14 protein-coding genes are annotated in these 23163 nt (G+C 70.5%); 4 read left to right on the top strand and 10 right to left on the bottom strand.

All coding sequences use genetic code 11. The features are described 5' to 3' along the window. Window positions 1-30: 30 nt before the first annotated feature. The 7 genes from ACGFIE_RS16770 to ACGFIE_RS16740 all read right to left on the bottom strand — a co-directional run bounded on the left by ACGFIE_RS16770 (window position 31) and on the right by ACGFIE_RS16740 (window position 12443). Window positions 31-1266, bottom strand: a complete 1236-nt coding sequence (locus tag ACGFIE_RS16770) for a glycosyltransferase (protein WP_393295382.1) — start codon at window positions 1264-1266, stop codon at window positions 31-33. Between the two features lie 23 nt (window positions 1267-1289). Further along, window positions 1290-3062, bottom strand: a complete 1773-nt coding sequence (locus ACGFIE_RS16765) for an ABC transporter ATP-binding protein (protein WP_393295682.1) — start codon at window positions 3060-3062, stop codon at window positions 1290-1292. A 5-nt stretch (window positions 3063-3067) separates the two neighbouring features. Further along, window positions 3068-4888, bottom strand: a complete 1821-nt coding sequence (locus ACGFIE_RS16760; RefSeq protein WP_393295379.1) for an ABC transporter ATP-binding protein — start codon at window positions 4886-4888, stop codon at window positions 3068-3070. A 204-nt stretch (window positions 4889-5092) separates the two neighbouring features. Next, window positions 5093-5452: a VOC family protein gene (locus ACGFIE_RS16755; protein WP_393295376.1), complete on the bottom strand. Its 360-nt coding sequence runs from the start codon at window positions 5450-5452 to the stop codon at window positions 5093-5095. Between the two features lie 135 nt (window positions 5453-5587). Next, window positions 5588-7132: a non-reducing end alpha-L-arabinofuranosidase family hydrolase gene (locus ACGFIE_RS16750; protein ID WP_393295373.1), complete on the bottom strand. Its 1545-nt coding sequence runs from the start codon at window positions 7130-7132 to the stop codon at window positions 5588-5590. A gap of 474 nt (window positions 7133-7606) precedes the next feature. Next, window positions 7607-8938, bottom strand: coding sequence for a cellulose binding domain-containing protein (locus tag ACGFIE_RS16745; RefSeq protein WP_393295371.1), 1332 nt, complete (start codon window positions 8936-8938; stop codon window positions 7607-7609). Between the two features lie 520 nt (window positions 8939-9458). Next, window positions 9459-12443, bottom strand: coding sequence for a BTAD domain-containing putative transcriptional regulator (locus ACGFIE_RS16740; RefSeq protein ID WP_393295369.1), 2985 nt, complete (start codon window positions 12441-12443; stop codon window positions 9459-9461). Window positions 12444-12691: 248 nt separating this feature from the next. Between ACGFIE_RS16740 and ACGFIE_RS16735 the strand changes: the two genes are divergently transcribed. Further along, complete coding sequence (locus tag ACGFIE_RS16735; RefSeq protein ID WP_393295367.1) at window positions 12692-13954, top strand: MFS transporter; 1263 nt, start codon at window positions 12692-12694, stop codon at window positions 13952-13954. Window positions 13955-14154: 200 nt separating this feature from the next. Continuing rightward, on the top strand, window positions 14155-16275 hold the full coding sequence (locus ACGFIE_RS16730) for a glycogen debranching N-terminal domain-containing protein (RefSeq protein WP_393295365.1): 2121 nt from the start codon (window positions 14155-14157) through the stop codon (window positions 16273-16275). A 20-nt stretch (window positions 16276-16295) separates the two neighbouring features. Here ACGFIE_RS16730 and ACGFIE_RS16725 read toward each other — a convergent pair whose 3' ends face one another. From ACGFIE_RS16725 to ACGFIE_RS16715, 3 genes are all read right to left on the bottom strand, one after another. Next, entirely contained in the window at window positions 16296-16811 is a 516-nt protein-coding gene (locus tag ACGFIE_RS16725; RefSeq protein ID WP_393295363.1) for a sigma-70 family RNA polymerase sigma factor, read from the bottom strand. 177 nt (window positions 16812-16988) lie between these two features. Then, window positions 16989-17441, bottom strand: coding sequence for a DUF4333 domain-containing protein (locus ACGFIE_RS16720; protein ID WP_393295360.1), 453 nt, complete (start codon window positions 17439-17441; stop codon window positions 16989-16991). A 16-nt stretch (window positions 17442-17457) separates the two neighbouring features. After that, window positions 17458-18138 (bottom strand): hypothetical protein, encoded by a 681-nt coding sequence (locus ACGFIE_RS16715; RefSeq protein WP_393295357.1) that lies wholly within the window; start codon window positions 18136-18138, stop codon window positions 17458-17460. 228 nt (window positions 18139-18366) lie between these two features. Here ACGFIE_RS16715 and ACGFIE_RS16710 point away from each other — a divergent pair, with 228 nt between their 5' ends. Both ACGFIE_RS16710 and ACGFIE_RS16705 read left to right on the top strand, forming a co-directional pair. Further along, the gene (locus ACGFIE_RS16710) at window positions 18367-18663 is read left to right on the top strand and encodes a WXG100 family type VII secretion target (protein ID WP_007457407.1); all 297 of its coding nucleotides are present in this window, start codon (window positions 18367-18369) and stop codon (window positions 18661-18663) included. 86 nt (window positions 18664-18749) lie between these two features. Continuing rightward, on the top strand, window positions 18750-23147 hold the full coding sequence (locus ACGFIE_RS16705; protein WP_393295355.1) for an FtsK/SpoIIIE domain-containing protein: 4398 nt from the start codon (window positions 18750-18752) through the stop codon (window positions 23145-23147). The last annotated feature ends 16 nt before the right edge of the window (window positions 23148-23163 follow it).

Here is a 23163-nt window from a genome sequence, read left to right as displayed (position 1 = left end):
CGGTTCAGCCCTTCGAACTGGCCTACGGGTTCACGAGGAGGCCGGACCGGCGTACGGGACGGTCCGCCGGCCGATCCGGTCGGCCTCGGCCAGGATCTCCGCGCTCCAGGTGCCCCACAGGCCGGCCATCCGGGAGGTGATGACGACCGTGTCGACGCTGTCGTCGGCGAGCAGCGTGTGCACCCCGACGGCGTGGTAGCCGCTGTGGTCCCCCGAACGCACGGCACGGTCGAGCAGCTGGTCGTCGAAATCGACGAGGATCGCGCCGGTCACCGACTCGGGCAGCTCGGCGCCGCACCCGATGATGGCTACCGACTCGTCGGCCGGTACGTCCGCCAGGGCCTTGGCGATCTCGTCGGAGACGCTCAGGCCGCCGGCCTGCTTCCGCCAGTCGAGAAGCTCGCGGTACGACTGCTCCCAGGCCCAGAACTCCCCCTTGTCGAGCATCACGCCCAGGCCCAGCTCCACCAGCGGCTCCGGGAACTTGCTCAGGAACATCCGCATGTTCACGAAGAGCGCGTCGAAGTTTGCCTTGTGGTCGCGCTCGTGCGGCGCCACCAGGACCCAGGCGTCCGGCGCGACCTCGATCGTCAGGCCGCCGCGCTGCAGCCGGAGCGCCAGCTCCATGTCCTCGCCGCCCCAGCCCTCGAACTTCTCCTCGAAGCCGCCGACCCGGCGAAAGTCGTCGGTGCGTACCGACGCGTTCAGCGTCCAGAATGCCTGCCAGGCCACCAACCTCCTGCTCAGGTCCATGTCGCAGTCGGCGAAGTAGGACTGGCGGACATCCTGGAATTCGGGCAGGTCGCGGAACCGCTCCACGGCCGTCTCCGGGAGCATCTGCGCGAGAAGCTCGTCCACCCGCGCCGTCGGCACCTCGGGGTTGTAGCCGTAGCTGAGCCCGATCACGGCCCGCCGCGAGTCGCCGCCCTCGTGGGCGGCCAGGTGTGCGGCGAGGAATTCCGGACCCACCATCGAGCCGGTGTCGAGGGTGATCAGCAGCGCGCCGGCGGCGAGCCGGATCGCCGCGTTGCGGGCGGCGGCGGCGCGGAATCCCCGGTCCTCCTGGAAGACGTACTTGACCTGGAGGGTGTCGGCGAAGGACCGCGCCACCTCGGCGGTGTGATCGGTCGACCCGTCATCGCCGATGATCACCTCGAACTCGTCGGTGGGAATCGTCTGCCGGACGAGGTAGCGCAGTGTCTCGGCCAGCAGGTCGGCCTGGTTGTAGGTGGCGATGATGACGGATACCCGGATCCGGTGGCCCATGTCTTACTCCCTCGTGTGGTCGGTCAGCGGTACGCCTTGGCCTGGATGGCGAACATCTCGGCGTAGGGGCCGCCGGCGCGCATCAGGGTGTCGTGGTCGCCGACCTCGAGCAGTTGCCCGTCACCGACCACGATGATCTTGTCTGCCATCCGTGCCGTGGAGAAGCGGTGCGAGATCAACACGGTGACGGCCCCGGTCTGCGCACTGGTGCGCCTCGCGTGCTCGGCGTAGCGCTCGAACAGCTCGTGTTCGGCCTGCGGGTCGAGGGCCGACGTGGGTTCGTCGAGCAGCAGCAGCATCGGGTTGTCGCGCATGAGAGCCCGGCCCAGGGCGAGCTTCTGCCACTGCCCGCCGGACAGCTCGGCGCCATCGGCGTACGACGTGCCGAGCTGCGTGGACAACCCGTCCGGCAGGGCACGCAGAACGTCCGTGGAGTGCGCCTTCACCAACGCGTCGTGGACCGCGGCCTCGTCCGACACCCGTGCCACGTCACCGACGCCCACCGCTTCGAGCGCGCGGATCTCGTACCGCACGAAGTCCTGGAAGCCGGCGGCCATCCGCTCGCGCCACCGCTCGACGGGCAGCCGTCGCAGGTCGACACCGTCGACGAGGATCCGGCCGGCCGTGGGTTGGTAGAAGCCGCACAGCAGCTTGACAAGTGTCGTCTTGCCGGCGCCGTTCTCACCGACGATCGCCACCGTGCTGCCCGCGGCCAGGTCCAGGTTGACGTCGCGCAGCGTCGGCCGATCGGCGCTCGGGTAGCTGAAGCTCACGTTCTCGAAGGCGATCCCGGTGACCAGCCGGTCCGGGACCGGCTGGTCGGCGGCGGGCCCGGCAGTGGTGACCGCGTCGCGCAACCGCTTCAGCCGCGCGTAGGTGTTGGCGAGCCGTTGCAGTTGCTGCAACTGCGTGACGGCCCCGGTCACCTGCTGGTTGACCTGCGTGGCCAGCACGATGACCAGGACCACCTCGCCGACGCTCTGCTGCCCGGCTATCGCGTCGCGTACGACGAGCAGCACCGCTCCGACGTACGCGAGGCCGAAGACGACCTGACCCGCCGCCCGCAGAGCCATGGCCCTGAGGTGCGCGCCGTAGAGACCGCGGGTGGCGGTCCGCCACAGGCTCGCGTACCGCTGCCGCAGTTCCTTCTCCACCCCGAACACCCGCAGCTCACCGGCGTAGCGGGCGGTGGTCGTGGCCTGGAAGAGGTTGAGCGCCACGCGGGTCGGCTCGGCGACCGAAGTCTTGGCCCGCTCCAGGGCGCTCTCGGCCAGCCGGCCGGTGATCAGCGGCACGGCCGCCGCCACCGGGAGCAACAACAGCAACGGGCTCTGCCAGGCCAGGATCGCCGCGCCCAGGACGACCGCCAGCACCATCGTGGCCGCCTGGAACAGCGACTCCATGCTGCTGCGGAACTGCCCGCTGTCCTGGACCAGGACGGTGAGGTCGTCGGCCTGCTCGGGGCGCTCGTGATGGCCTATCCCCGCGGATCCGTTGGAGACCGCCAGCAACTCCCGGTGCAGATCCAGCTCGATGAGTTCGGACAACTCGAAGTACGCGACCATGGCGAACTGGCCGGAGGACTGCGCCAGGATGGCGAGCAGGGCCACCACCGCGCCCAACACGGCGGCCTCGGTCGCGTGCCGGCCGATGACCGCGTCGGTCATCATGCCGAGCGCGACCGCGAGCAGGGCGGCCGACGCGGCCAGGGCCAGCATGAGGAAGGTGGCGACCACCGTCTTGCGCGCGTCGATCCGCCAGGCCGCGGACAGCAGCTTGCCGACACCCGCGAACATGGCCCTCACAGCAGCACCTCGTCCCGGTCCGCATCGGTGTTGTCGGCGAAGCGGTCGGCCTGCAATCGGAACAGCTCGGCGTAGCGCCCGTTGCGCGCCAGCAACTCGTCGTGCGAGCCCTCCTCGCTGACCCGACCGTCATGCAGCACGACGATCTTGTCGGCGTGCCGGACCGTCGAGAAGCGATGGGAGATGAGCAGCGTGGTGGCGCCCTGGGTGAGCGCCGCGAACTGGTCGAAGAACTGCGCCTCGGCGCGTACGTCGAGGCTCGCGGTCGGCTCGTCGAGCACCACGACCGACGCGCCGTGCCGCAGCGCGAACAGCGCCCGCGCCAGCGCCAGCCGCTGCCACTGGCCGCCGGACAGTTCGGCACCGCCGGTGACGTGCGTGGCCAGCGGGGTGTCCAGGCCGCGGGGCAGCGAGTGCAGCACCTCGGTCAGGCCCATCGCGGCCACGGCCTCGCGAACCCCGTCCCGATCGTCCGCCGAGCCCACCGCGCCGAACGCCACGTTGTCCGCTGCGGAGAACTCGTAGCGCAGGTAGTCCTGGAAGATCACGGCGAGCCGGGCCCGCCACTGCGACAGCTCGAACGTGCGGATGTCGACGCCGTCGAGACGTACGGCGCCGCTGTCCGGCTCGTAGAGCCGAGCGAGCAGCTTCACCACTGTCGTCTTGCCCGCGCCGTTGAGCCCGACGATCGCGGTGCACCTGCCGATCGGGATGCGCAGGTCCAGGCCGTCGAGCACCGGCCGGTCCTGACCGGGGTAGTGGAACGACACCTCGTCGAAGTGGATCTCGTTGGCCGGCTCCGGCACCGTCTCGCCGGAGCCGGCCGGTTCCAGCACCGTGAACCGGTCGATGTGCTCGGAGAACCGGCGTACCGCCCGGTGGGTCTCGGTGCCGATCGCGGTCTCCAGGTCGGCCTCCGGGTAGAACACCGACAGCCGGATGGCACCCAACGCCGCCTGCATGATCAGGACGAACTCGGTGAGCGTCAACGTGCTGATCGCGGTGGCGCCGATCGTCGCGAAGATCGCCCCGCAGGCGATCAGGCTGAACCCGGTGGACCACACACCGGGCCACAGGTAGACGCGCCGCCGCGCCGCCCACAGCGGCGTGAACCACGCGCGGTAGGACGACCGCATCTCGCCGTCCATCCAGTTCGCCAGACCGAAGACCCGGATCTCCTTGCCCGCCGGCGCCTGCACGGCCAGGTTGCGGACGTACTCCACCTTGTTCTGCTGGGGCATGAGGCTGAACCGGGCGTGGGCGTAGCGACGCAGGCCGCCGCGCTGCACGTTGCGGAACCACAGCACGGTCACCGCCACCGCCAGGGCGGCCCACCAGGAGTAGACGACGCCGATGACGACCGCGTAGCCGACCAGTTGGCCGTACCGCGCGATGAGCGCCAGAGTGCCGGCGCAGGCGCTGCCCGGCCCCCACATCTGCAGGCCGTGCTCCAACTCGCGGGCGGCGTAGCGCAGGTCGGCGAGGACGGCCTGGTCCTCCATCGGGGCGACACCGGTGCTGCGCGTCGACGCCCGCATCACGTCGTCGACCACGGTGCCGTCGATCCGCCGCGCCAGCAGCTCACCCAGCGAGAGCTGGGCCGGGGCCAGCACCTGCTGCAACACGAAGATGCCGGCCGCCACCGCGAAGACCGGCACCAACTCCTGCCACGCCGTCGAGCCGAGGCCACCGTCCACGGCCCCCGGCACCTTACCCAGCACCAGGCTGGACGTGATGACGAACGCGATGGGCAACGCGGCGAGGAGCAGGTTGAGCAGCAGGAGCGCGCCGAGAAGACCGAAACCCCCTCGCGGCATCAGGCGGAGGATGCTCGCACGCGCGGATATCAGTCCCCACAGCCTGCTGCGCATCATCATCGATCTCCCTACTCGACCGCCGGTGCTGTCACCTCCCCGACGAACGTCGAGCGGTCGAGATCGACACGACTGTCGAAATCAATCGAGGAACATGGTGCGGGCGGACGCGCGGCGGACCAACGCCGCACTGTGGAAGAAGGCAGCTCAGGCATCGGCCTCGACGGCGAAGGTGTTGCCGTCCGGATCCTGGAACCAGGCGATACGACCACCGCCGGCCCGCTCGGTGATCCCCTTCGAGTCGTGGTCGAGCTGCTCGTAGCGGACGAACTCGACGCCGGCCGAGGACAGCTCGTCGACGATCCCGTCGATGTCGTCGACGTACCACGTCGCCAGCGTCGCCGGGGTCTTCCCCGCGGTGACCGACTGGTACACGTTGAGGGCCGGACCGCCACCGGATGCGTAGATGCGACTGCCGTCGGCGATTGTGGCGCTGGGCGCGGACCGCAGCGACACCAGGCCGAGCCTGCCCTCGTAGAAGGCGACAGCCCTCGCGATGTCGGACACGGCGACCGATGTCCTCAGGTGGTGTGCGTTCAATGGCATGACCCACCCTGGCACGGACCGGTGGCCCCCACACGTGACGCGGGGCGGGTTCGGCGTGGTGCCGAGCCCGCCCCGCGTCGTGGGGTGGTGGTGGTGTCAGCGTTGCAGGGTGAGCAGGCCGGGGCGGTACGGCAGGAGGCCGTAGGGGACACCGTCCGAGCTGGGGGAACGACCCTGGTAGAGCAATTGCAGGTTGCAGGCGTCGACGGTCATCGTCTGGTCGGCGCTGGTGCGCAGCAGCTCACCGTGGCTGATGTCGTTGGTCCAGGTGGCACCACTGTTGACCTTGCCAGCGAACGGGTTGCTCTGCGTCGCGGCCTGCGGCGTCCACGTACCGTTCAGGCTGGTGGCCGTGAACGAGCGGAAGTAGCGGCCGGTCGAACCGATTGCCTCGACGATCATGAGGTACTTGTTCAGACCCTGCAGCTTGTAGACCTGCGGGGCCTCGAACAGGTTGTTCTGCGTGTCGCTCATGATGGTCGTGTAGCTGCTGCCGAAGTTACCGGGGAAGTTCCCGATCGGCATGCTGGTCCGGTAGATCTTGCCGTTGTCGCCGGCGAAGAACAGGTACATCGTCGTGTCGTCGGCGATGACCGTCTGGTCGATCGGCCCCGTGCCCGAACCGGTGATGCTCCCGGTGAACATCGGCTGCGCCGCGGACCAGCCGTTCGGGTTGGTCGGGTTGGTCGAGGTCCGGTAGTGGAACGCCGCCCCGGCCCCCCACTGGTAGGTGAGCACCCAGATGTTCTTCGGCGCGAAGTAGAACAACGACGGCGCGACAGTCCCCGAGTTCATCCCGGTCTGGGTGGCCGAGGCCATCTGCGACCAGTTCGAGAAGAGGCTGAAGTTCATCGAACCCCAGCTGTCGCCGAAGTCGTGCGTGGTGGCGTAGACCAACTGCTGGCCGTTGTACGGGGCGACGGTGAAGTCCTTCAGCGACACCCAACCCGACTTCGGCTGCGCCAACGCGCCTGTCGACGACCACCGGTACGACGACGGCAGATCACACGTGCCGCCCGGGGGTGGTGTGGTGGGCGGCGGCGTCGTGGGGTTGCCCCCGCCGTCGACGCGGACGAGCTGCCACTGCTGGTTGGTGCCGTTCCAGTCGTCGTACTGCACGATGTTGCCACCGTCAGCGGTCGAGGCGCCCTGCACCTCCATCGCCTTGTTGCTGTTGCGGTTGATCAACCGCACGTACCCGCTGTCCGAATCGGTCAACCGGAACTGCTGGTTCGTGCCGTTGTTGTCGGACCACTGCACGATCGCCCCGCCATTGGCCGTCGAACGGCCGGACACGTCCAGCACCTTGCCCGACAACCTCGACTTGATCCGGTAGTAACCGCCCCCGGAGTCCACGAACTGCCACTGCTGCTGGTTGCCGTTGTTACGCGTCCACTGGGTGATCCGCGCACCGTCGTTCGTGGCCAGGTTGTACACGTCCACGGCCTTGCCACTGTTGCGGTTCACCAGCACGTACCAGGCGCTCGTGTCGACGGTCGCCGCGGCCGCGGGTGACGACACCGCCATCGCGGCGGCACCGGCGACCACCACCGCTGCCGCGCCGGCGGCGACTGCTCGCACCAACCACCCGCGCCGCCGCGCGGGCGGTGCTGTCGACGGAGACCTACCAAAGGCAGACATGATCCTCCTCAATCACCAAAAGCCGAACGGTCACCCGAAGCTGGGCGCACCGCGACACGCGACCGGGTGCATGCGTCGGGAATGTTCGCGCTAACAAGATCCCCGGCATGCTGTGGACGCACGTCTGACCAAGGTCGACGAAGCACGCCCGCCCCGTAAGCCGCAGCCGTCGTCGTCCTTGACCATCGACTGTGAGCGATAACATGCTGTTCGTCAAGTCGTAACATCGGCGGCACATGGGGCCCGTCGGCTCACACCGAGCACGATGTGACTGATCGACGCCGGTCACGCGCAACCGCCACGCCGTGCCCGGTCAGCGCACCGGGACGCCTCACCCGGCGCTCGGGAATGGTCGACGCTAACATCGACGCCCGCACATGACCTGGTGGTGGCCCTCGCGCACCGACGCCAGGCGTCGGGCAGACGCGGCGCCGGGGCCCGGAGCTGGTGGCTCCGGACCCCGGGCTCGGACGTTCAGGAGCTCGTGCAGGTGAGGTTGCCGGGCGGGGTGTCGCCGTTGCCGGTGGCGGTGAACCCGAAGGTGGTCGAGGCGTTCGGCCCCAGCGTGCCGTTGTACGCGGCATTGCGGACGGTGACGTCGCCTGTGGTGCCCGTGTTGGTGCCGCTCCAGAGGCTGCTGATGGCCTGGCCGCTGCCCAGCGTCAGGCGTACGGTCCATCCGCTGATCGTGGTGGCGGTGTTGTTCGCGACGGTGACCTCACCCTGGAAGCCGCCGGGCCAGGCGTTGACCGCCCGGTAGGTGGCGGCGCAGCCGCCGGGCTCACCGGTCGGAGGCGGCGTGGTCGGAGGTGCCGTCGTTGGTGGGGCCGTGGTGGGAGGCGCCGTCGTCGGTGGGGCGGTGGTGGGAGGGGCCGTCGTCGGCGGCGTGGTCGTCGGCGGCGTGGTGGACTGGAACTGGGTGAAGAATCGCCAGATCTCCGCCGAGGTCCACGTCCGGGAGTCGTTGGGGCTGGACGACCCGTCGACCGGGCTCGGGGTGTGGTCGCCGTCGAACGCCGCCCACTGCACGGGATAACCCGAGCGGCAACCGGCGTAGGTGGTGGTGATGTGGGTGAGGCTGCCCCTGCTGGGCTCGCGCGGGCTCTGTGCGGTGCAGCCGTTGTTACGGACGAAGGTGTCGCGCAGCGCCCGGCCCTGGGAGATGTTCAGCACGCTGTCATGGATGCCGTGGATGCCGAAGTACGCCACAGGCTGGGTACCGCCGTTACAGCCGCTGAGGTTGGCGCCGGAGAGCACGGTGACCGCGCGGATGACCGTGGGCCGGGCACAGGCCACCGCGTAGCTCATGGCTCCGCCGTAGCTCCAGCCCAGGGCGAAACGTTGGGTCGTGTCGACGCAGAGGTCGTTCTCGACCTGCCGGGAGATGTCGTCGAACAGGGTCAGGTCCCGACCGTTGGTGTTGGCCCAACCGGCGTCGATGCCCTGCGGCGCGACGAAGATCGTGCTGTTGTTCGACAACGGCGCGAGCCCGTAGTAGCCGGCCGAGGCGACGTTGTTGGCCGAACCGTTCAGCCAGTGGAAACCGAAGACCAGTCGGTACGGACGGTTCCGGTCGTAGCCGCTCGGGATCTGGAGGATGTAGGTGCGATTCTGGCCGCTGCTGGAAATCGTGCGCGTCCCGCTGGTCAGGGTTGGCGCCTTGCCACAGCCAGCCGTCGCCGCGAGGGTGCCGTTCGTGGCAGCCACCGCCTCGGTGCCGAACCCGCCCCGCAGCGCACCGCCGGTCGCCGCGACGAGAACCGCCGCGGCCGCGACGTACGAGAGGATTTGTCTCCGTTGGACCATTGCTCGACTCCTTGCCGTTGATCGTCCGTCCGACAGGCACCTCGCCGTCAACGAGTCGGTTCGCGCCGGTACGCGTACCGGCAGGGCTCCACAAGCCGGTGCGGCGCACACGGGTGACGTACGGGCCGTACCGTCGCTGCCGGGTTGTCCGTGACGGGGCAAGGAAGCGGGGCATGCAGCCGGACCGGGGGCGTCCGGCGACCGCCTGCGGTCACCTGGCAGTGGCGGAGCGGCCCGGACTGGTCACCGACCGGCGAGGCGGCGGGAGGGGTGAGCCCTCGGCGTGCCTGCGCCGATTGACTGAGGTGACGGGGAGCGTGCCCTTCACTCCCGCGCCGAAAGATAGCATGTTATCGATACCATGCTCAACCGGCCGAGTGCCGCGGAACGGGCCACAGCGGACGGACCGACCCGGCCCGAAGCGCGCCGGTCAGGCCGCGGACGCGCCGACCGGAGGCCGATGGCCTCGCGGCAGGCGACCGCATCGTCCGCCACCGAGTAACCGGCAGCGGAACGCAGCTCACCTCTGCGTGTCCCGCGATCGCGGCACCAGGTCGGTGACCTGGTTCAGTTTGACCCCCAGGTCGCAGACCTCGTCGCGCATGGTCCGGGTCCCGCCGTTCTGCATGGCGTGCATGGCGTCGCAGGCGCGTCGCCACGCCCGGCAGGCACCGGGCACGTCATCGAGGTCCAGGAGCGCCGCGCAGAGCAGGGCCGACGCCTCGAAGACGCCGATCCGGCTCTGCGACTCAACGGCCGCCTCGACCGCCTGCTCAAGCTGGTCCCGGGCCTGGCGCTGGCAGCCCAGCAGGCCAAGACACTCGGCGATCACGATGCGGATCGCGGGCTCGTCCGTCCTCCGATCGGACTTCTCGCTGCGGGCGAGCGCCTCCGTGAGGCACGACATGGCCTCGCCGAGAGCGCCGAGCCGGACGAGTGACCGACCCCGGGCCGCAGCCGCCCGGATCTCACCGTGCTCGATGCCGGCGGCGCGGTACAGGGACAGCGCTCTCTCGTTCTCCGCGAGCGCACGCTCGTGCTGGCCGAGCTGGCCGTGGATCCGTTGCGCGGCGGCGTGGACATCGCCCAGCTCGGGGATCATGCCGTGCTCCGCGAAGGTCTCGCGGGCGCGCGAGAGCAGGTCGAGCGCCTCGTCGTAGTTGGCGAAGTAGTAGCAGGAGTCCGCCAGGCCCCGCATGGCGTGGGCCGCGCCGACCTCGTCCCCGCTGTCCCGGGCCGACCTCAACGCCACACGCATCATGTCCTGCCAGTCGTGAAACCGACCGGTGAGCTGGAACCACGGCACGATGGCGAGGGCCAGTTGCCACGGCGAGACGCCGAAGGCGCCCTCGGCCGCGCGCCGCACCGCCTCCGGCAGGACCTCGCGGTGGTCCTCGAACCAGCGCATCGCCTCGTCGTACGAAGCGGGACGCCCCACCACCACCCCGTCGGGCGCCGGGGTCGGCACGATCGTGGGGCTCATCGGGGCCAACCTGGTCGCGGCGTGGTAACTGCTGTGCAGATAGTGCTGCAACAACCGGCTGACCGCCGCATCCCGGTCCGGCTCCTCGGCCAGGAGAAGCTCCTGCGCGTACGCCCTGATCAGGACGTGCGACGTGAACCGGCCCTCATCGTCCTCGTCGAGCATCGCCGCGTCGGCGAGTTCCCGCAGCATCGCGCGCGCGACCCGTGGCGGAGTCTCGGCCATGCTGGCGAGGGCCTCCGCCGAGATGCCGGGAGCCATGGCGGCTGAGGACAGCCGAAAGACGCGGGCAGCCTGCGGGCTGAGCTGACGGTACGACCAGGCGAACGCCGCACGTGGGTCGCACCCGCCGTGGCTGCTGGCGAAGGCCGCGAGCCGCCGTGTGCCGTCACGGAGTTCGGCAGCCACGTCCGCCAGGGCGAGTCGCGGACGCGCGCTCAGCCGCCCCGCCAGGATCGCCATCGCCAGCGGTAGACGGCCGCACAACTCGATGATCTCGTCGAGAACGCCGGCCGGAGACGCGCCGGCTCGCAGGGAGCGGTTCGGCGCGTGCTCGAGCCGGCGCTGGATCAGCTCGCGGGCGGTCGGCATGTCCGGAGGGTCGAGATGCAGCAGACGGGCGCCGTCGAGCGCGGCCAGCTCGACGAGCGGCTTGCGGCTCGTCACGAGGACCAGGCACGCCGGGGAGTTCGGCAGCAACGCGCGCACCTGCGCGGCATCCCGCGCGTTGTCCAGGAGCAGCAGGAGGCTCTTGCCGGCGGTGAGGCTCCGGTAGATGCCGACGCGCGCCGCGAGCGTCTCCGGAACGCTGGACATGTGGAAGCCCTGCGACGACAGCAGGGATCCCAGCGCGTCGGAGGCGGACAGGCTGTCCGACTCGGCCTGGTCTCCCCGCAGGTCGAGGTAGAGCTGACCATCGGTGAAGTCCCGCGCGACCAGGTGGGCGAAATGCCCGGCCAGCGTGGACTTCCCCACCCCACCCATGCCGTCCAGGGCGACGATCAGCGGGCCGGTCCGCCCCGCATCGGCCCGACCGCCGTGCAGACCGGCGAGAGTCGCGAGTTCCGCGGTGCGCCCGACGAACGCGGGCAGGTCGGGTGGTAGCTGCGCCGGTCGTACCAGCGGCATCGACACGAGAGGCACGCTCGGCCGGGGATCCCCATCGCCCGCGCCGTTCCCGGTCACCGGCGGCGCCGTCTGGGTCAGCACCTGCAGGTGCGCCGCTTCCAGCGCGCTTCCGGGATCGATACCCAGGTCGTCGGCGAGGCGGGAGCGCACCGTCCGGAACGTCTCCAGCGCCTCGGCCTGATGGCCGGCCGCGCCCAGGGCCGAGATGAGACTCGCCTGCACGGGTTCGTTCAACGGCGCCATCGAGGCGGCCAGTCGCAGGTGGTGGAGAACCCCCGCCGGGCGGCGCAGAGACACCGCGAGTTCCGCCGCGGACACGCACGCTCCGAGGAACTCACGGTCGAGAGCGGCGAAGATCGACGTTGCGGCCGTTCCGGAGCCGTACGAATCACCCGCCGGCCCGCGCCACAGCTCCAGCGCCTCGACATAACGGTCGAGCGCCTCGTCCCGATCCCGCACGGCGAGACTCGCCCGGGCGGCGGTGGTCAGCTCACGGAAGGTGACCAGGTCCAGCGTGCCCGGCGTCGGCGCGAACAGGTAACCGCCACCGTGGCGCCGCAGGTACGAGCCGGTTGCCCGCGGCGGAAGCGAGGGTTCCATCAGCCGTCGCAGGGTGCCGACGTACTTGTGGATGACGTTGATGGCGCTGGCGGGCGCCTCCTCACCCCAGAGGAGCTCGATCAGAGTGTGCACGCTGATCGGTCGCCCCGCTCGCGCCAGGAGCAGGGCCAGCAGGCGGCACTGCTGCCGAGGCCCGGCGTTCACCTCCACGCCGTCGCGCCAGAAGCGCAGGGGGCCCAGGATCTGGAAGCGCAGACCGTCGCCTACCGGCCGTACCCCGTCGTCGGCGCGACGGGCACCGGCCGATTTCGACAATGCGATCTCCTGTTCCACTGGACAGATCGTGAACATCCGGGACGAGCTGACAAGTCTACGACCGGTCCACGCCGAACGAGCCGATGGTCACGGCGAAACGGACACCGGCGAAAACGGCGCCCGAGCGGCGACATAAACCCAACGTGTTATGTGCCAAGGATCGGTTAATTGTCCGATTCGGCCGTGCATCATCACTATTTCAGAATTTGTCAACTGCCTGTTGTCAGGATGTGTCTGGACGGATTCCCCCATCGAGGACAGGCTCCATGACCGCGTCAGAATGCAGCACCCGACTCACTCCGGCTCAGCCCGACCAGGCGTACGAACCCCAGCGGTCCGCCGCGGGGCCGGGTCGCCGGAAAGGGCCGACCCTGTTCGCACTGGCCCTGGGCACCTTCGCCATCGGCACCGGCGAGTTCGGCAGCAACGGCATCATCCAACTCTTCGCCGCCGACCTGGACGCGTCCATACCGGTCGCCACCTACGCCATCAGCGCGTACGCCTTCGGTGTCATGATCGGTTCGCCGGCGATCACGCTCCTCGCGGCCCGGGCCAACCGCCGTACCCTCCTGCTGGGCCTGATCGCCCTCTTTCTGGTCGGCAACGTGCTCTCGGCCCTGGCCCCGACCATCGCGACCCTCGTCGTCTTCCGCTTCATCACCGGGAGCGTGCAGGGCGCCTACTTCGGCGCCGGGGCGGTCGTCGCCGCCTACGTGTACGGCCCCGGCAAGGGTGGACGGGCCTTCGCAACCGTGATGGGCGGCCTGACCGTCGCCACCGTGCTCGGCTCGCCGCTCGGCACCCTCGTCGGCCAGCACGCGGGATGGCGCGCCACCTACTGGACGGTCATCGGTCTGGGTCTGGTGGCCGGCGCGGCGTTGTTGGCGTGGCTGCCCCGCACCGACGACCTGCGCGGCGGCTCCGTAAAACACGAACTCGGCGCACTCCGACGACTCCACGTCTGGCTCATGGTCGCGGTCGCGGCGCTCGGCATCTCCAGCATCTTCGCCGTCTACACCTTCATCGGGCCGTTCATCACCGACGCGGCGCGGGAGAGCCCGTCGCTCATCCCCGTCGCCCTCGCCGTCTTCGGCCTCGGCATGGCGTTCGGGAACTACTTCGGTGGCCAGGCCGCCGACCGGCACGGCAGCCGCCCGCTGATCTACGGCTTCGGCTACGTCCTGGTGCTCCTCGTGGCCATCGGACTCTTCGGTACCGAGATCCTGATCCTCCTGCCGGCGCTGTTCGGCGTGGGAGCGACAATGATGTTCGCCATTCCCACCATCCAGGTGCGGTTGACCGAATTCGCACCCGAGGCGCCCACCCTCATGGGTGCCCTCAACCTGGCCGCCCTCAATCTCGCCAATTCGCTCGGCGCGATCGGTGGTGCCGTCACCCTCGGCGCCGGATGGGGAACCCTCTCCACGGTGTGGGCGGGATTCGTCCTCACCACCGCGGGTCTGATCCTCTACCTCGCCACCGTAGGCCGGAAAAAGACAGCAGTCACGCCCACACGCACACCGGCGTGATCGGCTGCCCGGATCGCCGCCGGCACAGCCCTTCGATATCGCAGCGAGGCCCTCTTTTCGAGCCATAGACTGCGAGCGTGCCCGGCGGGGCCGCCCCCTGCCCAGGGTCTGTGTCAAAGCCAAAGCCCCTGGCCGGCCTGCGGCGGGCCGGCTCGACCGAGGACTTTGACACAGGCCCAAACGGGGGAGGTGCGGGTGCCATGAATTCTCGGCCGACGCAGCAACAGGATCAGGTTCACGGCGGCGCCAACCGCGACATGCCCCCGGAACTGGGTTCGGACTCCGTCGGCATATTCGAGGGCCGAACGTTCATGTTGTCGAATTCGACAGGTGACGTGCCGGGCGACTCCATCGCCGGCCTGGTGCACGACGACACCCGCTATCTCAGCCGTTGGCAGATGACCCTCGACGGGCTCGCCCCGCTCGTGCTCAGCGCCGGCGCGGTCGACGCCTATTCCGCGGCGTTCTTCCTCGCCAATCCGGAGCTGCGGGGAATGCGGGCGAACAGCATCGGCGTGCGGCGGGAACGATTCGTCGGAGACGGCATGTACGAGCGGATCGCGGTGCAGTACTTCGGCGTGGAGCCGGTCCGCGTACGCCTGCGGTTGGATGTCGACGTGGACTTCGCCGACCTCTTCGAGATCAAGCGAGCGGGGCGCAGCAGGCGGGCTGACATCAGGCGAACCCACCGGTCGGACGGCTCGGCCCTGCTCTTCTCCTACCAGAACTCGCACTGGTCCGCCGGCACGACGGTCGAGGCCAACCCACCCGCCGACCAGGTCGACGGCGACGCACTGGTCTGGGACGTGCACCTGGGGCGAGGTGACACCTGGGGTTGCGAACTGCGCGTGCTGCTGAACTGTCAGGGCGCGGACTACCAACCGGCCAACCGCGCCTTCGGCGAGGCACACGACCCCGGCGCCGACGACGCGACGTCGCGGTGGACGGCGAACAAGCCGGACCTCAGCGCGGATTCGGAGTTGTTGCGCAACGTCTACCACAAGACCGCCGCCGACCTGGTGTCGATGCACATCGTCAAGGAGATCAACGGCACGAAGGTCGTCCTGCTGGCAGCCGGCATGCCCTGGTTCCTGACCGTGTTCGGGCGGGACACGCTGATCACCGCCTACCAGAGCATCAGCTGTGGACCGGACGTCGCGCGGGGTGCGCTGGTGACGCTCGCCGCGCACCAGGGCACCGCCGTCGACAACTTCAGCGACGAGGAACCCGGAAAGATCATGCACGAGTTCCGCTCGGGTGAGCTGACGCAGCTCGGCGTCATGCCGTACGGCCCCTGCTTCGGCTCGAACGACACCACCCAGCTGTGGCTCATCCTGCTCTCCGAGTACTGGCGATGGACCGGGGACGACGCGCTGGTACGGCAGTTGCGGCCCAACGCCGACGCCGCTCTGCGGTGGATCGACGAATTCGGGGACCGCGACGGCGACGGTTACGTCGAGTACGCCACCCGCTCGCCGGGCGGCATGCGCAACCAGTGTTGGCGCGACTCACCGGACGGTGTGCAGTTCGCCGACAGCAGGCTGCCCGACCTACCGGTCGCCACCTGCGAGATCCAGGGCTACACCTACGACGCCAAACTCCGCGCCGCGGAACTCGCCGACGGGCCGTGGGCCGACGCCCCGTTGGCGCGACGCCTGCGCGGCGAAGCAGCCGATCTGCGTGAGCGGTTCAACCGTGACTACTGGCTGCCGGGGCGGGGCGGCTACTACGCGATAGGCCTCGACGCGCACAAGCGGCCCATCGACTCGATGACCTCGAACATGGGCCACCTGCTGTGGAGCGGGATCGTCCCGCCCGAGAGGGCCAGCGTGGTGGCTCGACAGCTGATGTCCGACACGATGTTCTCCGGCTGGGGTGTCCGAACGTTGTCCACCGAGGACACCGGGTACAACCCCATCGGCTACCACCTGGGCACGGTGTGGCCGCACGACAATTCGATCATCGCCGCCGGGCTCGCCCGCTACGGCCACCGGGATGCGGCCAACCGCATCGCGATGGCGATGCTCGAGGCGGCGGCCCACTTCGACTACCGCCTGCCCGAGGCGTTCTCCGGGTACGACCGATCGCTCGGACGGCGGCCCGTGCCGTACCCCACCGCCTGCAACCCCCAGGCCTGGGCAAGCGGCACCCCGCTTTTGTTGCTGCGGGCGATGCTCGGCCTCGATGTCCGCGACGGCGATCTCCGCACCGATCCGCACCTCCCCGAGGTGTTGGGGAACATTCGGCTGACCGGCGTCACCGTGCACGGCGCGCGGCGGACCGTCGACGCGTCCGGCTCGCGCCCGCGCTCCCCCGCCTGAGCTGCGGCACCCCCCGTTGGTCAGGGCTGCGGGCTGCCCGTGCGCAGAGTGAACAGCGCGTCGTGGTGCCGGGACCGGACCGTGCGGACCGGCACCCCGAGCACACGAGCAGTCTGGTACGTCGTCCGTCCCGCGAGGTAGGTGTGCAGGAGCACCGCGCGATGCTCGTCGGGCAACCGCCGCAACAGCGTGATCGCCTCGGCCGTGGCGACGGCGGCGTCCGCGTGATCCGGCTGGGCGACGTCGATCTCCGGCTCGGTCGTCTCGCGCTGGAGGGCGACCTCCCGCAGCGACGTGACGGCCAGCTCCCGCGCCACCCCCATCAGCCAGTCACGAATCGGAACCGGGCCGAAGGGGAGGCGCCTGCCGTGCTGCCACGCCTGGAGGAAGGTCTCCTGCACGATGTCCTCGGCAAGGTGATGATCCGTCACGACCGTCTCGACGAAGGTGAGCAGCGGTCCGGTGTGCTCGGACATCAACTGGTCCAGTGCGGGAGGTCGACCGGTGCCCGCACAGGTGTGGTCAACGGTTGTCATTGCTGGTGCCTGATCCTCCGCGAGAGGGTGTACGAGCAGCCCCGCCACCGACACCCCTCGGGATCGGCGCTGGCGATGGGCCCGAGCCCTGACGCTACGGTCCGCCAGTTACCAGCCTCGTGACGAACTCTTACCGGGACGCGCCAGGCCCCGGGCGTACGCCGAGTCCCCTGCGGACTACCGGGGGCGTGCCACGTCGAGTTGCCCGCTCGCCCGGACCGTCACCCAGGTCGTGACAGTCGTCCCGTCGACCACGGCCGTGCAGGTGAACCGGTGCCCCTCGATGACCGGCTGGTCGACCGGACAGGCGACGGTGTCCGCGTTGAGCCGGTAGTCGGCACGAAGCACGGTGAGCACCTGCCGTTGCAGGACCGCGGTGTCGAGGACCCTGTGCCGCGGGAGGTCGGGCCGGGTCACGGCCAGGACCGTCCCCGCGGTGATCAGTAGGACGACCGGGACCGCGACGGCCACCGCGAGCCTCCGGGAGGGACGCCGCCACCGGCTCGCCGCCGACGCGGCCGTGGCCGGCCCCCAGTGCGGCGAGGGCGCCGGCTTCCAGCGGGGCACCAGCAGGGCCGCCCCGCCGGCGCCGATGGCAGTGGGATTGTCGGGGGCGCCGTCTGGGTTCATCGTCGACTCCTCGGGCTCAACGGGCGGTGGGGGTCGGAACGGTGACCACCTCCGGTAGCGGTTTCGTCCGGTCACCGGTAGGGGCGACGGCGAACCAGGTGCCACCGACTCCCTGGCCCCGGATGTCGCCGGGCGCGGTGTCCCTGGCGAACCGGTAGACCGGCCAGCCGGCGATCGTGACCTGGCAGGTGCCGTCGGCCCGCTCGACGTACCCGACGAGTTGCGGGTCGACGCCGTCCGGGTAGATCTGACCGGGCGACGAGACGAGCAACGGGGGCCAGGTCTTGGCGCAGTCGCTCGCGCAGGTCGCCTTCGGCGGCTTCGCCGAGTCCTTGTCGAACCGGTAGAGCGTCATGCCCCGGCCGTCCGCGACGTAGGTGCCGATGTCGGCCTGGTTCGTGGCCCGCAACTGCACCACGGAGACACCCCGGCCACGGTCCGGAGCACTCGGAACGGGAACGTCGGAGGGTCCGCTGAAGATCTGGACCCGCCGTTGGGTCTTCGCCACCGTCGGCTTCGGAACCGGGCTGACCTCGATCACCTGCGGGGTCGGCTCGGTGCTCGCGCTGGCCGATGCCGTCGGCGCGGGTACCGGGGGCGGTGCTGTCGCGGTGGCGCCCGCGCCCGTGGTGTCCCCGCACGCGGCCAACGCCGCCAGACCGATCGCCGCTATCGCGACCCGCGCTCTCTCCACCATGTTCGCTCTCCTCGTGCTCGGTGTGGACCGGGCTCCTGCACCGGTCCGGCACCCACACGGACGACCTCACGAAACGGTTCAGCGCCGCCACCGGACCGGGCCCGCGACGGAATCCACCGCGCCCTGAACCGGATGGCGCGCGCATCCGTGTGGGTGGCGGCATCGGCGCAAGACGGTCCACGAGGGGAACGCCTCGCCGGGCCACCGACCAGGACAAGGAAGGGCGACATGGCCACGTACCACATCGTCAGTGAGGACATCCAGGAGTCCGCGAGCTGGCTGCAGCAGAACATGCAGACGCTGCTGGACGGGATGACCCAGGCCAAGAGCAAGATCGACACTCTGATCCAGGGTGGTTACAACACCCCGGGCGCGCAGCAGCAGTTCGGGCCGTACTTCGAGGAGTACAAGGGCAGCGTCGACCAGACCCTGCACGGCATGGAGGGCATCAGCCAGTACCTCACGCAGGTCAGCGACGCCTTCTCCGAGACCGACACGCAGACCGCCGCCAGCCTCAGCCGCTGACGAACGAACGGTCGGGGCCGCGTGGTGCGCACTCACCACGCGGCCCCAGCCGTGTTCCCGACGGATCATCCGACCAGGAGATACGCGTGCGCCTGTTGCTCACCGTGACGGACCAGTCCACCCCCGCCACCGACTACCAGGTCGAGGCCGCCCTCGACTCCACAGTCGCGGAGCTCGCCGAGGTGCTGGCCCAGCGCCGTCCGGAACCCGGCGGCCGACCGCCGACGCTGTTCGTCGCCGGCGCTCCGCTGGATCCCGGGCTCACCCTCGCCGACGCGCCGCTGTGGCAGGGCAGCGTGCTCGAACTGGACCGCCCGGCACCCGTGTCGCCGCCGCGACCGCCGAGCCCGCTGGAGATCCGGGTCGTCAGCGGCCTGGGCGCCGGCAGCCTGTTCCCGCTCGACGTCGGTGAGCACGCCCTCGGCGTCGCCGACGACGACCACGTACGTCTCAACGACGACCCGCTCGCTCCCGCGCTCGCGCGGGTTCTGGTGAGCGAGGACGGCGAGTGCCGGCTGCACCCGATCGGGCCCGGGTTGCTGCTCGACCGGGTGGAGGTCGAGGACGAGCCTGTCTGGGTGCCCGGCGCGCAACTCGCCGTGGGCTCGTCCCTGCTGGAGCTTCGTCGCCCGGTTCGGGAGGAGGCCGCACTCCAGATCTCGGAGGACCGCACCGGCCTCGACTACAACCGTCCGCCACGACTGCTGCCCGCGGCGCGGACCACCCAGTTCACCCTCCCCGGGCCTCCGGCGCCGCCCGAACGGCGGCCGCTCACCCTGATCACCGTGCTGGCGCCGGTCCTGCTCTCCGGCGCCGCGTTCGTCGTCACCCGCAACCCGCTCACGTTGCTCTTCGCCATCCTGTCGCCGCTGGTGCTGGTCGCGGGCCAGATCGGCGCGCGTCGCCAGGGCCGGGCCACGTACCGCTCACGGCTCGCCGAGTACGAGAAGAAGAAGGCGCGCATCAGCGGCGAGGCGCAGGAGGCGCTGACCACCGAACGGCTGGCCCGCCGGAACAACTTCCCCGACCCGGCGGCGATGGCGCTGATCGCCGTCGGGCCGCAGCGTCGGCTCTGGGAGCGACGCCGCACCGACCCCGACTTCCTCGAGCTGCGGGTCGGCAGCGCGGACCTGCCGTCCGAGGTGGTGCTGCGGGACCTGAGCCAGGACGAGAACCGGCGCGAGGTCCGGTGGCTCGCCCTCGACGTGCCGGCGACCGTGCCGGTACGCAAGCACGGCGTCGTGGGAGTGGCCGGGGGCGCCATCGCGCGCACGACGGCCCGGTGGATGCTGACCCAGGCCGGTGCCCTGCACAGCCCGGAGGACCTGCAGATCTACCTGCTCTGCGGCGCCGACGACGAGCAGGGCTGGGCGTGGGCCGGCTGGCTGCCCCACCTGCGGCCCCGCGACGGTCAGGACACCCTCGCCACCGTCGGCACCGACACCCCGACACTGGCCCGCCGGGTCGGCGAACTGGTGACGATCATCTCGGCCCGGTCCGGCGAGCGGGCCGACGGGGCGTTTCGCGACATCCTCGTGGTGCTCGACGGGGCACGGAAGCTGCGGTCCCTGCCCGGTGTCACGCAGATCCTGCGGGAGGGTCCGTCGGTCGGTGTGTACGCCATCTGCGTGGACGCCGAGGAGCGGCTGCTGCCCGAGGAGTGCCAGGCGGTCATCGCCCAGCAGCCCGACGGATCACTGCTGGTGACGCAGACCCTCGCGGCCCCGGTCGACGACATCCACCCGGACGTCGTCTCGCCCGAGTGGCTGCACCGGGTGGCGCGGGCGTTGGCTCCGTTGCGGGACATCGGTGGCGCCGACGAGGAGAGCGCCCTGCCCGGCGCGAGCCGGCTGCTCGACGTACTCGGAATGGAACCGCCGGAGCCGGACGCCGTGACGGCCCGGTGGACCTCCGGCGGGCGGACCACCGAGGCCGTGCTCGGGGTGTCGCTGGACGGGCCGTTCGCCCTCGACCTGAAACGCGACGGACCGCACGGCCTGGTCGCCGGCACCACAGGCTCCGGCAAGTCGGAGCTGCTGCAGACTCTCGTCGCCTCACTCGCCGTCGCCAACCGACCGGACGCGATGACGTTCGTCCTTGTCGACTACAAGGGTGGCAGCGCCTTCAAGGACTGCGTCCTCCTGCCACACACGGTGGGCATGGTGACCGACCTGGACACCCACCTGGTGAGTCGGGCGCTGACCTCCCTCTCGGCGGAGCTGCGGCGACGCGAGCACATCCTCGCCGAAGCCGGGGCGAAGGACATCGACGACTACGTCGAACTGCTGCGTCGCGAGCCGTCGCGCATCCCGATGCCGCGGCTGCTCATCGTGATCGACGAGTTCGCGTCGATGGTGCGTGATCTGCCCGACTTCGTGACCGGTCTGGTCAACATCGCGCAGCGGGGCCGGTCGCTCGGCATCCACCTGGTGCTCGCGACCCAGCGGCCGGGTGGCGTGGTGTCGCCGGAGATCCGGGCCAACACCAACCTGCGCATCGCCCTGCGGGTCACCGACAGCAGCGAGAGCCAGGACGTGTTGAACGCCCCGGACGCGGCCTCGATCTCGAAGTCGACGCCCGGCCGCGCCTTCGTCCGTCTCGCCCAGTCGTCGCTGGTGCCGTTCCAGGCGGGACGGGTCGGCGGGTTCCGCCCCGGCGCGCGCACCACCGCCCGGCCGGCGCCGTGGCTGGCGCCGCTCTCCTGGCCGGATCTCGGCCGCCCGGCGCCTCGCCGTCGCAGCGGCGAGGCGGAACCGTCCGCCGAACTGACCGACCTCGCGGTGCTCGTGGCGGCGATCAGGGATGCCAGCGAACGGCTCGCCATCCCGGCGCAGCACAGCCCCTGGCTGCCCGCGCTGCCGGCGAAGCTGTCCGTGGACGCGCTGCCGCCGGCCCGCGCCGGCGACTACCACCTCCCGGCGGTCGCGTACGGGCTGGTGGACCTTCCCGCACAGCAGGACCAGGTGCCCCTGGCGCTGGACCTCGGGACGCTCGGGCACCTGCACATCGTCGGCTCCTCGCGCAGCGGCCGATCGCAGACGCTGCGAACCATCAGCGGCGCACTCGCCCGCGTCCACTCGGCGGCGGACGTCCACCTCTACGGGGTGGACTGCGGCAACGGGGCGCTGCTCGCCCTCAACGGCCTGCCGCACTGCGGGGCGGTGGTGCAGCGCACCGAGGCGGAACGGCTCGGTCGGCTGTTCGCCCGCCTCGTCGCGGAGCTGGGCCGACGGCAGCAACTGCTCGCCGCCAGCGGCTCGGCGAGCATGGTGGAGTACCGGGCCGGCGTGGCCGAGGGCGAGCGACCGCCACACATCCTGCTGCTCGTGGATCGGTTCGAGGTCTTCGACAAGACCTTCGCCGACTACGACAACGGCACGATCATGGCCGGGCTGCTGACGCTGCTGCGCGAGGGCGCCGGGGCGGGCATCCACGTGGTGCTCGCGGGCGACCGGGCAATGTTCTCCAGCCGTATCTCGTCCACCACCGACGACAAGCTCGTGCTGCGGCTGACCGAACGCGGCGACTACAGCATGGTCGGCATCAACCATCGGCAGTTGCCGGACGAGATCGAGGCGGGCCGCGCGATCCGGGCGTCCGACGGCGCCGAGGCGCAGATCGCGTTGCTCGGCGACGACGTGTCCGGTCAGGGGCAGGCGCGCGCCCTCGCCGAGATCGCCGAGGCGGCCCGGCAGCGGGACGCGGACCTCGCGGCCGCCAGCCGCCCGTTCCGGATCGACGTGCTGCCGGACGAGCTGACCCTGGCCGACACCGAGACGCTCGCCCGGCCCGACGGACCACTGTGGACGATGGTGGGCGTCGGTGGCGACGAACTCGCCGCGCTCGGACCGGATCTGTCGGTCATTCCGAGCCTGGTGCTGGCCGGGCCGCCGCGCTCGGGTCGCAGCACCGCACTGCTGACGATGGTCGCGGACCTGCTGCGCAGGGGGACGCCTGTGGTCGTGGCGGCACCCCGCAGATCACCACTGCGCGAACTGGCCGGCCTGCCGGGGGTGCTCGACCTGGTGGCGAGCGAGAACCTCACCTCCGCCGGACTGGCGGCGGCGCTCAAGGACCGGAACGGGCCGGCAGTGGTCGTGCTGGACGACGCCGAGTTGCTGCTCAAGTGCGATGCGGGAAGCGACCTCGGGGAGATCGCACGGGCCGGCACCGAGCGGGGCCTCGGGCTGATCATGGCCGGCACCATCGACGGACTGTCCGGCGGATTCGGCGGCTGGCACGTCGACGCCCGACGCAACCGGCAGGGTGCGCTGCTCAGCCCTCAGGGCCTCGGCGACGGAGAGCTCATCGGCGCCAAGCTGAGCCGTGGCCAGCTCGGCGTGGGACGTCTGGGCCGGGCGTTGCTGCACCTGGGCGACGGCACCGTCCGCCTGGTGCAGGTGCCCCGGACCGATCCGGCGGCGCTTCGGGCGTTGGTGACGCCCGACGTGGCCGAGCCGCGGGCCCTGGCGGCCCAGGAGTGAGGTAGGCGGGCCGTAG

It is taken from the genome of Micromonospora sp. NPDC049275, from assembly GCF_043197115.1.
Lineage (GTDB): Bacteria > Actinomycetota > Actinomycetes > Mycobacteriales > Micromonosporaceae > Micromonospora.
Note: the sequence above shows the minus strand (reverse complement) of the source record. Positions and strands in the feature narration are given on the sequence as shown.

Coding starts and splice junctions, on each gene's coding strand:
- ACGFIE_RS16770 (WP_393295382.1), bottom strand. CDS start 1,266: ATGGGCCACCGGATCCGGGTATCCGTCATCATCGCCACCTACAACCAG.
- ACGFIE_RS16765 (WP_393295682.1), bottom strand. CDS start 3,062: ATGTTCGCGGGTGTCGGCAAGCTGCTGTCCGCGGCCTGGCGGATCGAC.
- ACGFIE_RS16760 (WP_393295379.1), bottom strand. CDS start 4,888: ATGCCGCGAGGGGGTTTCGGTCTTCTCGGCGCGCTCCTGCTGCTCAAC.
- ACGFIE_RS16750 (WP_393295373.1), bottom strand. CDS start 7,132: ATGTCTGCCTTTGGTAGGTCTCCGTCGACAGCACCGCCCGCGCGGCGG.
- ACGFIE_RS16745 (WP_393295371.1), bottom strand. CDS start 8,938: ATGGTCCAACGGAGACAAATCCTCTCGTACGTCGCGGCCGCGGCGGTT.
- ACGFIE_RS16735 (WP_393295367.1), top strand. CDS start 12,692: ATGACCGCGTCAGAATGCAGCACCCGACTCACTCCGGCTCAGCCCGAC.
- ACGFIE_RS16730 (WP_393295365.1), top strand. CDS start 14,155: ATGAATTCTCGGCCGACGCAGCAACAGGATCAGGTTCACGGCGGCGCC.
- ACGFIE_RS16725 (WP_393295363.1), bottom strand. CDS start 16,811: ATGACAACCGTTGACCACACCTGTGCGGGCACCGGTCGACCTCCCGCA.
- ACGFIE_RS16720 (WP_393295360.1), bottom strand. CDS start 17,441: ATGAACCCAGACGGCGCCCCCGACAATCCCACTGCCATCGGCGCCGGC.
- ACGFIE_RS16715 (WP_393295357.1), bottom strand. CDS start 18,138: ATGGTGGAGAGAGCGCGGGTCGCGATAGCGGCGATCGGTCTGGCGGCG.
- ACGFIE_RS16710 (WP_007457407.1), top strand. CDS start 18,367: ATGGCCACGTACCACATCGTCAGTGAGGACATCCAGGAGTCCGCGAGC.